Here is a 13193-nt window from a genome sequence, read left to right as displayed (position 1 = left end):
TCTGCTTTTTCTCGCGTTTATTGGCGTTACAAAGGGGGGAGTAAGCCTTTGCGAATAAGGGTGTCTAAAGCACCCCTTTAATTTTTACGAAGAGTAAAATAAATAGCCTGCTTAATGTTTGATGGCAGTCACGTTTCTTTCAAGAAAGCGCCTAATCTGATTAAAATCGCGCATTTTTTGTAAAAAAACGTCAATATCCCCTGCCCTCACCCAATAAATCGGGTGAGAACATTACTCGTTTCGGTGATTAATTACGAGCTTAAAAAAAAGTATTATTAAGGAAGTTGGGGCATATCAGTGGAGAGCAACGACGCTTCCAGATGAAACAACCGGCAAAAGTTCTCTGTGGTGGCTTGAGCCAAGGATTCAAGACTCACACCTTTCAGTACCGCCATATACTCTGCAACATCACGAACATAGGCCGGTTGGTTCTCTTTGCCACGATGAGGAACAGGCGCCAGATACGGCGAATCTGTCTCAACTAACAACCTGTCCAGTGGCACGTAGCGAGCAACATCTCGCAGTTGTTCTGCATTGCGGAAAGTGAGGATCCCTGAGAAGGAGATGTAAAAACCCAGGTCCAACAAGGTTGCAGCCGTCGCTTTGTCTTCTGTAAAGCAGTGTAAAACCCCGCCGCACTCCTGAGCCTGTTCCTCACGCAAAATAGCCAATGTGTCTTCACGAGCATCACGCGTATGCACAATGACCGGTTTATTTAATTGGCGGCCAATACGAATATGCTCGCGAAAAGAGGCTTGTTGCAGTGGAATATTATCTTGCTGATAGAAGTAATCCAGCCCGGTTTCGCCCATCGCAACCACATTATCTGCCGCGGCCAGAGTGGCAAGTTGCTGAAAATCATAGCCACCATCAAGGTTCAAAGGATGAACACCACATGAGAAAGCGACATTTTTTCGTTCGCCGATCAGCGATGTCATAGCCGAAAAACCGGGTAATGTGGTGGCAACCGCGAGGACAAAACCAACATCACGCGCCTTCGCTTTGGCTAATACATCATCGACACTGCGGTGCAACGTCTGGTAATCAAGGCTATCAAGGTGGCAATGAGAATCTACTAACAACATAATAATCCAAGTTTTCTAGGTATTTAATGAAGATGAGGTGGAATAGGCACCCGTCGTCAGGGCAGTTTCCCAGTTGAGCAGTAGCTCGGTGAGCAATAATTCACGATTAACACCCACCACCGTTAATAATTGATGACGGCAATGGCTCAATTGCTTCGCTGACTGAAGTAATACTGGCGTCGTAGCGGCTTGTGCCAATTGCTGCACCAATGGTAATTGGTCCTGATTGACCGCGAACTCACCCGCGCCCTGTTGCCATTTCAGCGCATCAAGCACTAACGAAGAGAGCCATTGAATGCGCTCAGGAGCGTCGTCATGATTAAGCTGTGGTAGCAACGACAGTAAATCTGAGTGGTTCAGGGCACTGCCCAGCGCGCCACACAAGGTGATCCTGATAGTCCAACGTTCAGGTTGGAGCAAACGCTCTGCCGCCAGCGGCGCGCCTTCACTCAATTTCAGCGCGGCCAGCATCGAGACCGGTTCAGCCTGAATTTGCCGATTGAGCCATTGCAAACTGAGTGTCGTATCCGGGCAGGCCAAGTGCCAATAGAAACAGCGGCTGCGTAGCGTAGCCAACAAACTGGCAGGTTGATGGCAATCCAGCAGGAAATAGGTTTTCTCAGGCGGCTCTTCTAACGTTTTCAGCAAGGCATTCGCCGCCGCATCGGTCAGTAACTCAGCATGAGGCAGCCACACCACTTTTGCGCCACCCTGCTGGGCATGAGAATAGAGTTTTTCAATCTGTTGGCGCACCAGCTCAACACCAATACTGCTTTTGCCTTTATCTGGCGTCAGTACATACCAATCTGGGTGATTGCCTGCCAACATCAGGCGGCAGCTATGGCATTCACCACAGCTTTTCTCGCCTTGCCGTTGTTGGCACATCAACCAGCGACTAATGCCATAAATCAGTGCTTCCTCGCCATTTCCGGGCAAAGAGTGCAGCAATAATGCATGATGACCACGCCCGGCAATCTGCTGCCCTACCCACTGACGGTAAGGTGCGGTAAGCCATGGGTACCATTTCATTACGCCGTTTCCCGGTTGACTAACCACTGCTTAAGCACCTGACTGATAGATTCACTTACCTGTTCAATAGGTTGGGAAGCATCGATAGTTTTGATGCTGGAATCTACGGTGGCCAACTCAAGATAACGCGCGCGCGCACGCTCAAAAAAGGCCAATGACTCTTGTTCAATACGGTCTAATTCGCCACGCGCACGCGCACGCGCCAGACCGACGACCGGAGGTAGATCCAAATACAGTGTCAAATCGGGGCGAAACTCGCCTAATACCGTGTCGCGCAATGATGTCATCAGCTTGCTATCAATCCCACGGCCTCCGCCCTGATAGGCCTGTGATGATAAATCATGGCGATCACCAACCACCCAACTGCCACGGGCCAGTGCAGGTTTGATAACATTTTCAACCAATTGCACCCTGGCGGCATACAGCATTAACACTTCGGCTTTATCAGTCAGAACCTCACCGTCGATACCTTGCTTAATCAAATCACGCAGTTTTTCTGCCAGCGGAGTCCCCCCCGGCTCGCGGGTAAAGACAATATCGTTAATCCCCTGGGCACGTAGCGTGGCAACCACGGTGTCTCTGGCGGTGGTTTTCCCTGCCCCTTCAAGCCCTTCAATAACGATAAATTTACTGTTCATTTTTATCCTTTAGCGATTGACGATAAACCCGAACCGCTTGGTTATGGCTGGCTAAATTGGTAGTGAAAGTGTGACCACCCTTACCGTCTGCCACAAAGTAGAGATAAGCCGTTTTAGCCGGATGAGCGGCAGCGGTTAACGATGCCAGGCCCGGCATGGCGATCGGCGTTGGCGGCAAACCGGAAATGGTATAGGTATTATAAGGCGTCGGAGTATCTAAGTCTTTACGGCTAATGTTGCCATTATACTTATCACCCATACCATAAATTACCGTCGGATCAGTTTGTAGGCGCATACCAATACGCAAGCGGTTGATAAATACCGACGCGACCTTGGTTCTTTCTTCATTGACCGCCGTCTCCTTTTCGATAATTGACGCCATGGTGACCAATTCACCCGGTGTTTTATAAGGCAACGATTTATCACGCCCTTGCCAAATTTCATCGACCGTTTTTTCCATCTTCACATGAGCACGTTTGAGTAATGCCAAGTCAGTGGTGCCGGCAGTATAGGAGTAGGTATCCGGGTAGAGCCAACCTTCAGGATGTTCAGTGTCTTTCAAGCCCAGCAAGATTGCGATTTCCGCATCGCTCTTACCTGCCAATACATGTTTTATATACTTTGATTGCTGTAATTCATCCAGCCAATCACGCAGCCGCTTACCTTCCACAAAGCGCACCGTAAATTGTGCTTCCTTGCCGCTGGCGAGCAGTTCTAACATGCCGCGCACAGTCATTCCGGGGGGAAAGCGGTATGTTCCTGCTTTAAAATTGGCCAATTCTGGCTCAATGCGCAGTAACCATGGGAACCAACGGGTATTCTTAATCAGATGGTCACGTTGCAGTAAATTCTCTAATCCAACCCGGCCAGTCCCCGCAGGGAGCTTGAATAGGGTCTCTTGCTGAATAGCCAGTGGCTGGTCGGCAAAGTCTTGCACTCTTTGGTAACCCAACAGCAGTAATCCCAAACCGATCACAACAAACAGGATGAGTGCTCTGGTGCTTTTTATTTTCATCGGGCGGCCATCTTCAAATTAAAGGTAGTCATAAACACAAAGAGTCAGAACTTTTGTAAACCATGACTCAGACATCACAGCAATGCTGACTGAGAAAATCAAACAGTTGCCGCGAGTGATACACCTTCTCATGGCTGCGACTCACTGGCAGTATCGGCATCAGTGCATTGCACAGGATAACTTCATCGGCATCTACCAGCACCGCAGGAGGCTGCGCGACAATCGCCACGGGCCTGCCAACAGCCGCCAGACACGCAATAATTCTCTGGCGCATAATGCCATCAACACCTGATTGACGCAGGTCCGGGGTAAAAACTTCATCACCTTTGCGCCAGAATAAATTAGCCGCACAGCATTCCACCAGCAGGCCTTCAGTGTCAAGTACCAGCGCCTCATCAGCCTCTGAGTGTTCAAGATGCGCACGAATTAACACTTGCTCTAGCCGATTCAAATGCTTAATGCCAGCCAATAAAGGGCTACGCGCTAAAGGGATAGGGCTGAGTGCTAATACGATGCCTCGTTCTCGCCAGCTATCGTATTGAACCGGATAATCACTGAGGGAAATAATTCTGGTCGGATGCTGACATGCTGCGCCACTGTAGCCCCGTCCGCCGGTTCCCCGGCTGATAATGACCTTTAGCACTCCGTCTTCAGTGTGATTTGCTGCCTCAACCATTTCCTTAGTCAATGCATTCCAATTGACAGTGGGCATCAGTAGCCGCTCAGTGGCCTGCTGTAAGCGCAATATGTGTTTATCAAGCCACACGACTCGGCCGTGAGAGACTCTTGCGGTAGTAAAACAGCCGTCACCAAACTGCACAGAGCGGTCTGAAGCTGAAATCAAACTTTGTTCAACACCATTAATCCAGAACATTCAGATTCTCTTTAAATGGAATGGGTACAGTATCAGATTTAAGCCAATAGCTATTTTAAGACAATTTTTATGGCGGGATGTTTGAAGAACGCGTGGTGGACTTAATAAAAGACCCGGAAAACCGGGCCTTTTAGCCGTTGGCGCTTAACAGCTAAGGTTATACCTTACGGAAAACCAAAGAACCGTTAGTGCCGCCGAAGCCGAAGGAGTTACACAGGGTGTACTCCATATCTTTTACCTGACGAGCATCATGCGGAACAAAGTCCAAATCACAACCTTCATCTGGGTTATCCAGGTTAATGGTTGGCGGAATGGCCTGATCACGCAAAGCTAACACAGTAAAGATAGACTCAACTGCACCTGCCGCACCTAACAAGTGCCCAGTCATGGATTTGGTGGAACTGACCATCACTTTATAGGCATCTTCACCAAATACAGACTTAACCGCCTGCGTTTCGGCTTTATCGCCAGCAGGAGTTGATGTACCGTGGGCATTGATATAGCCGATTTGAGACGTGCTCACACCCGCATCACGTAAAGCATTCACCATTGCCAGAGCTGCGCCAGAACCGTCTTCCGGTGGCGAGGTCATATGATATGCATCACTGCTCATACCAAACCCAACAACTTCCGCATAGATTTTCGCGCCACGTTGCTTCGCGTGTTCGTACTCTTCTAGCACCATCATGCCTGCACCATCACCCAGCACGAAACCGTCACGGTCTTTATCCCATGGGCGACTTGCTGCCTGTGGGTTATCGTTGCGAGTTGATAATGCTCGAGCAGCGCCAAAGCCACCAACACCGAGTGGTGTACTGGCTTTTTCAGCCCCACCTGCCACCATAACATCAGCATCATTGTAAGCAATGATACGAGCTGCGTGACCGATGTTGTGCACACCAGAAGTACAGGCTGTCGCAATGGAGATGCTTGGCCCACGCAGACCATACATAATGGTCAAGTGGCCGGCAATCATATTAACAATGGTTGAAGGCACGAAGAATGGGCTGATTTTACGTGGCCCACCGTTCACCAGCGAGGTGTGGTTTTCTTCAATCAGACCCAAGCCACCAATACCAGAACCAATCGCGGCACCGATACGTGAAGCATTGGCTTCTGTTACTTCAAGCCCGGAATCTTGCATGGCTTGCATGCCAGCTGCGACACCGTACTGTATGAAGGCATCCATTTTGCGTGCATCTTTACGCGAAATGTAATCTTCACAATTAAAATCTTTTACTAAGCCAGCAAATCGCGTTGCATAGGCACTAGTATCGAAATGGTCGATCAGGCTGATGCCACTCTGCCCGGCAAGAACAGCTTTCCATGTGGATTCGACTGTATTACCGACAGGAGACAACATGCCCAGTCCAGTCACAACAACTCGACGCTTAGACACGGTTGTCCTCCAAGGAGGGAAAATAACACTTAGGACAAAAAAAACTTAGGCGGTCGAGTGACCGCCTAACTATCTAAATTTAAAGCATGTTCGCTTACTGCTGGTTAGCGTTGATAAAATCAATAGCTGCCTGAACAGTAGTGATTTTCTCTGCTTCTTCGTCTGGAATCTCAGTATCAAACTCTTCTTCCAGAGCCATTACCAGCTCAACGGTGTCCAGAGAATCCGCGCCAAGATCTTCAACGAAAGAAGCGCTGTTCTTCACTTCGTCTTCTTTAACACCCAGTTGTTCAACGATGATTTTCTTAACGCGTTCTTCGATAGTGCTCATACTCTTAAATTTCCTATCAAAACTCGCTTTCGCGATGGTTTTCGTAGTGTATAAAATGTTGAAAAAGATGCAACTAAATCTCGGCTGGTCAAACCACGATTTTACGCTATTTTGCGGTTTTTACCTCAAATAACGCAAATACTTTCGTGATTTTTAAATCATATACATGCCGCCATTGACATGTAACGTTTCACCAGAGATGTAGCTGGCCTCGTCAGAGGCTAAAAATGCAACAGCGCTGGCGATTTCTTTTGCTTGCCCAAGCCGGTTAGCTGGTACTTGGGCTAAAATGCCTGCGCGTTGATCATCTGTCAACGCCGTCGTCATGTCTGTCTCAATAAAGCCAGGTGCCACAACGTTGACAGTAATGCCACGTGAAGCAACCTCACGCGCCAAAGACTTGCTAAAACCGATCAGACCCGCTTTAGCTGCCGCGTAGTTAACCTGCCCCGCATTGCCCATTGTCCCAACCACAGACCCGATGGTGATGATACGCCCAAACCGCTTTTTCATCATAGCGCGCATTACCGCTTTTGACAGACGGAATACGGAAGTCAGATCGGTGTCAATAATATCCTGCCACTCTTCATCCTTCATACGCATCAGCAGGTTATCACGCGTAATACCTGCATTATTCACTAAAATGTCGACTTCTCCAAATTCCGCACGAATCGTTGCCAGAACTGACTCGATTGACGCGGGATCTACGACATTCAGCATTAAACCTTTGCCATGCTCGCCCAGGTAGGCGCTAATGGCTTCTGCGCCCTTTTCACTGGTCGCCGTACCAATAACACGGGCACCACGTTCAGCCAATAATTCTGCAATCGCACGGCCAATACCGCGACTAGCGCCGGTTACCAGCGCAACTTTTCCTTCGAAGCTCATGTTATCCTCTTTCTTAGTTTTCAAGCGCGCTGGTCAGCGTAGCAACATCGTTTACCGGTGCTGCAGCTAAAGTATCAACGATACGCTTGGTCAAGCCAGTCAAGACTTTACCCGGCCCAACTTCTAACAGCAGCTCAACACCTTCTGCTGCAATACATTCAACACTCTCAGTCCAACGTACCGGATTATATAATTGACGCACCAGCGCGCTACGGATAGCTTCTGGTGACACTTCAATTTTCACATCTACGTTGTTAATAACAGGGAACAAGGGCGCCTGGAATTCGATCTCTTCCAGTGCAATGGCCAATTTGTCCGCAGCGGGTTTCATCAACGCACAATGAGATGGCACACTCACTGGCAGCGGTAATGCACGTTTCGCACCGGCGGCTTTACAAGCAGCACCCGCACGTTCTACCGCATCTTTATTACCCGCAATGACAACCTGACCCGGTGAGTTAAAGTTTACTGGCGAGACAACCTGCCCTTGTGCTGACTCGGCACAAGCTTTAGCAATGGCATCGTTATCTAAACCAATAATCGCGTACATTGCGCCAGTACCTTCCGGTACCGCTTCCTGCATCAGCTTGCCACGTAATTCAACCAAACGAACTGCCTGCTTGAAATCCAGAACGCCAGCACAAACCAGCGCTGAATATTCCCCCAGACTGTGGCCTGCCATCATCGCTGGCAATTTGCCACCCTGATGTTGCCACACACGCCAGATAGCAACTGAGGCTGTCAGCAATGCTGGCTGTGTCTGCCACGTTTTGTTCAATTCTTCAGCTGGGCCTTGTTGCACCAACTGCCAGAGTGAGTAGCCCAGAACTGATGAGGCTTCACTGAAGGTCTCTTCAACTATCGGAAATTGTGCGGCCAAATCAGCCAGCATGCCAAGGGATTGAGAGCCCTGGCCTGGAAATACCATTGCAAATTTTGACATTTTGCTTTCCTGTTAAATCAAAAGACTTTCTGTTAAATCAAAAACGAACCAGCGCAGAGCCCCAGGTAAAGCCGCCGCCAAACGCTTCTAGCAGCACTAACTGCCCACGTTGAATACGCCCATCTCTTACCGCTTCGTCGAGCGCAGCAGGTACAGATGCCGCAGAGGTGTTGCCATGACGATCAAGAGTGATCACCACTTTATCCATCCCCATGCCTAATTTTTTAGCCGTTGCGCTGATGATACGCAGGTTAGCCTGATGCGGTACCAGCCAATCCAGCGCTGAACGATCCAGGTTATTGGCCTGCAAGGTCTCATCCACAATGTGGGCAAGTTCCGTCACCGCAACTTTAAAGACTTCATTCCCTGCCATCGTGACATAGGCGGGTTGGTCTTGTTGTTGGCGATCCTGATACGGTAACGCCAGCAAATCACCATAACGACCATCAGCATGCAAATGGGTCGAAATAATACCTTGTTCTTCAGATGCGCCTAATACAACAGCACCCGCGCCATCACCAAACAGGATAATCGTGCCACGGTCTTCAGGATTCAGTGCACGAGACAACACATCTGAACCAATAACGATGGCATATTTCACCGCACCACTTTTGACGTACTGATCAGCCACACTCAGTGCATAGGTAAAACCCGCACAGGCTGCCGCTAAATCAAAAGAGGCCGAATCTTTAATGCCCAGCATTTGCTGCACCTGACAAGCCGAGCTTGGGAAAGCATGACTTGAGGAGGTGGTAGCAACGATAATCAGTCCGATATCGTCCTTATCAATACCGGCCATCTCCAGCGCTTTTTCAGCTGCATGGAAACCCATGGTTGCGACTGTTTCATCCAAACCAGCAATACGCCGCTCACGAATACCTGTCCGAGTCACAATCCACTCGTCTGAGGTATCCACCATTTTTTCTAAATCAGCATTACTGCGCACTTGTACGGGCAGATAACTCCCCGTACCGAGAATCTTAGTATACATGTACGATCAGTCACTCTTGGGTAATACCGCTTCAAGGCGCGCGGCAATCCGCTGTGGGACTTGCCGCTGCACCGCCTGCACAGCCTGTTCGATTGCGACGGCAAATGCTCGTTGATTCGCCGCGCCGTGGCTCTTGATTACGATGCCCCGTAATCCTAACAGACATGCGCCATTATACTGGTCGGGGTTCAAATGACCGAACCGCTTTGCCACGCGTTTTTGCAGCCAACGCCCAATGAGCTTAAGCCACCAGGACTGTTTACCGCCATCGCCCGATGATTTGAGCAGTGACAAGAACATTCTTATCACACCTTCCATGGTCTTTAGAGTGACGTTACCCACGAAGCCGTCACAAACCATTACATCAGTCTTCCCTGTCAGCAGATCATTGCCTTCCAGGTAACCAATATAGTTGATCGCCGGTGTATTTTTTAATACTGCGGCGGCTTCGCGGATATTATCTAGCCCCTTGGTTTCCTCTTCACCGATATTCAGTAAAGCAACACGGGGGTTTACTATCCCGACAACTTCTTCTGCCATCACCGAACCCATGACAGCAAATTGCACTAGCATCGTGCTATCACATTCAACGTTGGCCCCTAAATCCAGCACCACAGTCTTACTACGCTGTTGATTGGGTATAACGGTCATCAACGCCGGGCGCTCTATCCCATCCAATGGCTTGATAGTCATCTTCGCCAACCCCATCAGTGCCCCAGTATTCCCTGCACTCACGCAAGCTTCGGCATCGCCGTTTTTAACCAGTTCCAATGCTATACGCATGGAAGTACCACGGCTGGCACGGATAGCTTGCGAGGGTTTAGCATCGCTGGCAATAACATGCTCAGCGGGGATTACCTGTAACCTTTCCAGCAACAAAGGATCGGCATTAACAAGTAACGGAGTGATGGTGTCGGGGTTCCCGACCAGCAGGAGTTTAAGCTGTGGATTAGAGGCCAGTGCCTGCAATGAAGCAGGCACTGTGACGCAGGGACCGAAGTCCCCACCCATTGCATCTAACGCTAGGGTTAGACAAGTCAAGGTATCGCCTTGCTAAAGATTAGCAAGTACTACTCAGCCGATAACCTTGCGGCCGCGGTAGAAACCGTCGGCTGTGATGTGGTGACGCAGGTGAGTTTCACCGGAAGTTTTGTCCACAGACAGAGTGGCAGTGGTCAGCGCATCGTGTGAACGGCGCATGCCACGTTTGGAACGAGTTGGTTTGTTCTGTTGTACGGCCATTGACCTTACTCCTTAATTACTTTCTTTAAACTGGCTAATACGGCAAATGGATTAGGTTTCTCCGCCTCTTCAGGCAGTTTGCCAAATACCATGTCCGCCTCGGACACTTCACAGTGTTCAGAATCATGTACCGGAACGACAGGCAGTGAAAGAATAATTTCGTCTTCAATCATTGCCAGCAGATCAACTTCGCCAAATTCGTCGACTTCGATCGGCTCGTACGCTTCCGGTAATGCTTCAGCCTGCTCATCATTGACGATCGGGCTAAAACAATACGTTGTATGAACATGGTGTGCAAACGTGTTACCACAGCGCTGACACATCAACGTTACATCGACGTCTGCATGACCTGTAATAACCGCCAGGCGCTGATTATCGATATTAAACGATAATGAGGCCACGACATCGCTGTCCACACTTACCACTGAGTCGGCTACACGTGTAACCTGCTCAGGTGAATAGATACCTGCGTAATCTAAACGTTTCTGAGCGGTACGAACCGCATCAATGGTCAGGGGTAATTTTACCTTTTGCATAGGGCGCGCATATTAACTTTGTAACGACAGAGAGTCAAAGAAAAAGGCCTTTTTACCGCACCTTTCACCAATATTCGCTTCCGAAGCGGAAGACAGTTTAAAATGCCTGATTAAATTACGCTACGATTTATGGAAAATATTATGCCACAACTGGTTCTTGCCTCTACCTCATCTTATCGCCGCGCACTACTGGAAAAGCTGCAATTACCCTTTATTACTGATGCACCAGAAGCTGATGAGACCCCATTACCCACCGAAACAGCCAGTGAGTTGGTGCAACGGTTAGCGCTGGCAAAAGCCAAAGCGCTAGCAGCACGTTATCCGCAACATTTAATTATTGGCTCTGATCAAGTCTGTGTTATTAACGGAAATATCGTCGGAAAACCGCACAACCATGAAAATGCAGTCAAACAATTAGAACAAGCCAGCGGCCAATGCGTCACTTTTTATACTGGGCTGGCACTGCTAAATACAGCAACAGAGAGTCATAATTGTCTTTGCGAGACATTTGATGTTTATTTCCGCTCTTTAAGCAAAGCAGAAATAGAGGGCTATTTAGTTCGGGAACAACCGTGGAATTGTGCGGGCAGTTTTAAAAGTGAGGGTTTGGGTATTGCATTATTTGATAAATTATCAGGCCGTGATCCCAATACACTCATCGGCCTGCCATTAATCGCCCTCACCCAAATGTTGATTGAGCAAGGGGTGAATCCATTGCTGGTAAAATAACTGTGTTTAAACTGCGGCTTTTTTACGTAATACCGACAGGCAATGGCGCAACTGATTATCTAATGGTGCTTCAATGCGCATGGTCTCACCAGTATTTGGGTGTTCAAAACGCAAAGCCGCCGCATGCAGGAACAAACGGTGTAAGCCTGTCCCTTGCAATTGCTGATCAAATTCACGGTCGCCGTAACGATCATCAAATGCAATCGGGTGCCCGGCATGCAATGCATGAACACGAATTTGGTGTGTCCGGCCAGTAATTGGGCTGGCCTTGACCAAAGTGGCATGTTCAAAACGCTCTTCTATTTTAAAGCGCGTTTCTGATGGCTTGCCTTCGCTGCTGACTTTCACCATACGCTCGCCACTCTGCATAATATTTTTAAGCAACGGTGCCTGTACAGCTTTGCAATGAGATTGCCATTGACCACGCACTAACGCTAAATAGTCTTTCTGCATTCCTTTCAAACGCAACTGCTCATGCAACGAGCGTAATGCCGAGCGTTTTTTGGCGACCAGGAGAACACCGGAGGTATCACGGTCAAGGCGGTGAACCAATTCCAGAAAGCGCGCCTCAGGACGCAGTGCCCGCAATGCTTCAATGACACCAAAACTCAAACCGCTGCCACCATGCACTGCCGTGCCTGAAGGTTTGTTCAGTACTAACAGATAGTCATCTTCAAATAAAATGCAATCGGCCAGTGCGGCAACTTTATCAAGTTTAGCTGATACCTGAATCTCTTCGCGCTCAGCAACTCGTACCGGTGGTACCCGCACCACATCACCATCAAGCAGTTTATATTCTGGCTTAATGCGCCCTTTATTAACACGGACCTCACCTTTACGAACGATTCGGTAGATCATACTCTTTGGCACACCTTTCAATTTAGTGAGCAAAAAGTTATCGATCCGCTGACCCGCTTCGTCGGCAGAAATGGTGATTAATTGTACTGCTGGATTATTCGTTTTCATGGGGCGCGATTCTAAATACACCGAGGAATTAGCGCCACCCCTTTTTATGTGCTTAACTGTGAATCTAGCTATTTAAAGATAACGTTTGCGTGCATTTATTGTTTAATAAGACAACGATAGCCGCCAACACTGCGAAAACAGTAAAAGAATCTTTACGTAGGTAGGTAAAGTCATCTTGCTATATCAGTGTCAGCAATGGAATAATGTGATTAATTCTGCGTTGATTCTCGTTAGACCAAGAGACTAGTGGAATAATAAACTTTGCCTGGTCACACAAAAACGCAGCAATGGCGTAAGACGTAATGTGAAATCAAGCAATTAGCGGGCTGCGGGTTGCAGCTTGGTCGGCAAGTGGGTAAAGCTCTGTTGTCTTATATTCAGAAGCTGCCCTTTATATAAAAGCGCTGTTTTTCAGAAAGAAACACAGGCTTACCGAAATAATGCGCCCCTATGCAGGCGACAACCGTGAGGTTGACGGCTTTGCGAGAAGACTCGGGGTCATCGGTTTACCCGACCATGAGGTTATT

15 protein-coding genes are annotated in these 13193 nt (G+C 48.6%); 1 reads left to right on the top strand and 14 read right to left on the bottom strand.

What is annotated here, in order from left to right:
• Positions 1-275: 275 nt before the first annotated feature.
• The 13 genes from DJ58_RS14840 to yceD all read right to left on the bottom strand — a co-directional run bounded on the left by DJ58_RS14840 (position 276) and on the right by yceD (position 10971).
• Positions 276-1085, bottom strand: coding sequence for a metal-dependent hydrolase (locus tag DJ58_RS14840; RefSeq protein ID WP_004709619.1), 810 nt, complete (start codon positions 1083-1085; stop codon positions 276-278).
• A 15-nt stretch (positions 1086-1100) separates the two neighbouring features.
• On the bottom strand, positions 1101-2114 hold the full coding sequence (gene holB / locus DJ58_RS14845) for a DNA polymerase III subunit delta' (protein WP_004709620.1): 1014 nt from the start codon (positions 2112-2114) through the stop codon (positions 1101-1103).
• Positions 2114-2752, bottom strand: coding sequence for a dTMP kinase (tmk, locus tag DJ58_RS14850; RefSeq protein ID WP_032911168.1), 639 nt, complete (start codon positions 2750-2752; stop codon positions 2114-2116). The genes holB and tmk overlap by 1 nt, the downstream gene beginning before the upstream one ends.
• Positions 2742-3767 (bottom strand): endolytic transglycosylase MltG, encoded by a 1026-nt coding sequence (gene mltG / locus DJ58_RS14855; protein WP_004709622.1) that lies wholly within the window; start codon positions 3765-3767, stop codon positions 2742-2744. The genes tmk and mltG overlap by 11 nt, the downstream gene beginning before the upstream one ends.
• A gap of 67 nt (positions 3768-3834) precedes the next feature.
• Positions 3835-4641, bottom strand: coding sequence for an aminodeoxychorismate lyase (gene pabC, locus DJ58_RS14860; protein WP_004709624.1), 807 nt, complete (start codon positions 4639-4641; stop codon positions 3835-3837).
• A 157-nt stretch (positions 4642-4798) separates the two neighbouring features.
• Positions 4799-6040 carry a beta-ketoacyl-ACP synthase II gene (fabF, locus tag DJ58_RS14865; protein ID WP_032911169.1) on the bottom strand — a complete coding sequence of 414 codons (1242 nt, stop codon included), beginning with the start codon at positions 6038-6040 and terminating at the stop codon, positions 4799-4801.
• Between the two features lie 94 nt (positions 6041-6134).
• Positions 6135-6371 (bottom strand): acyl carrier protein, encoded by a 237-nt coding sequence (gene acpP / locus DJ58_RS14870; RefSeq protein ID WP_002220787.1) that lies wholly within the window; start codon positions 6369-6371, stop codon positions 6135-6137.
• 153 nt (positions 6372-6524) lie between these two features.
• The gene (gene fabG, locus DJ58_RS14875; RefSeq protein WP_004709627.1) at positions 6525-7259 is read right to left on the bottom strand and encodes a 3-oxoacyl-ACP reductase FabG; all 735 of its coding nucleotides are present in this window, start codon (positions 7257-7259) and stop codon (positions 6525-6527) included.
• A gap of 13 nt (positions 7260-7272) precedes the next feature.
• The gene (gene fabD / locus DJ58_RS14880) at positions 7273-8202 is read right to left on the bottom strand and encodes an ACP S-malonyltransferase (RefSeq protein WP_032911171.1); all 930 of its coding nucleotides are present in this window, start codon (positions 8200-8202) and stop codon (positions 7273-7275) included.
• Between the two features lie 37 nt (positions 8203-8239).
• Positions 8240-9193: a beta-ketoacyl-ACP synthase III gene (locus DJ58_RS14885; RefSeq protein WP_032911172.1), complete on the bottom strand. Its 954-nt coding sequence runs from the start codon at positions 9191-9193 to the stop codon at positions 8240-8242.
• A 6-nt stretch (positions 9194-9199) separates the two neighbouring features.
• Positions 9200-10234 (bottom strand): phosphate acyltransferase PlsX, encoded by a 1035-nt coding sequence (gene plsX, locus DJ58_RS14890; RefSeq protein WP_071985039.1) that lies wholly within the window; start codon positions 10232-10234, stop codon positions 9200-9202.
• A gap of 33 nt (positions 10235-10267) precedes the next feature.
• Positions 10268-10435 carry a 50S ribosomal protein L32 gene (gene rpmF, locus DJ58_RS14895; RefSeq protein WP_002210931.1) on the bottom strand — a complete coding sequence of 56 codons (168 nt, stop codon included), beginning with the start codon at positions 10433-10435 and terminating at the stop codon, positions 10268-10270.
• Positions 10436-10440: 5 nt separating this feature from the next.
• Complete coding sequence (gene yceD, locus DJ58_RS14900; RefSeq protein WP_004709643.1) at positions 10441-10971, bottom strand: 23S rRNA accumulation protein YceD; 531 nt, start codon at positions 10969-10971, stop codon at positions 10441-10443.
• A gap of 141 nt (positions 10972-11112) precedes the next feature.
• Between yceD and DJ58_RS14905 the strand changes: the two genes are divergently transcribed.
• Complete coding sequence (locus tag DJ58_RS14905) at positions 11113-11700, top strand: Maf family protein (protein WP_032911177.1); 588 nt, start codon at positions 11113-11115, stop codon at positions 11698-11700.
• Between the two features lie 6 nt (positions 11701-11706).
• Here DJ58_RS14905 and rluC read toward each other — a convergent pair whose 3' ends face one another.
• On the bottom strand, positions 11707-12666 hold the full coding sequence (gene rluC / locus DJ58_RS14910; protein WP_004709648.1) for a 23S rRNA pseudouridine(955/2504/2580) synthase RluC: 960 nt from the start codon (positions 12664-12666) through the stop codon (positions 11707-11709).
• Positions 12667-13193 lie beyond the last annotated feature (527 nt).

Source organism: Yersinia frederiksenii ATCC 33641 (assembly GCF_000754805.1).
In the GTDB taxonomy this organism is placed as follows: domain Bacteria; phylum Pseudomonadota; class Gammaproteobacteria; order Enterobacterales; family Enterobacteriaceae; genus Yersinia; species Yersinia frederiksenii.
The sequence above is the reverse complement of the archived record's forward strand: the minus strand, read 5'-3'. Positions and strand labels throughout refer to the sequence as shown.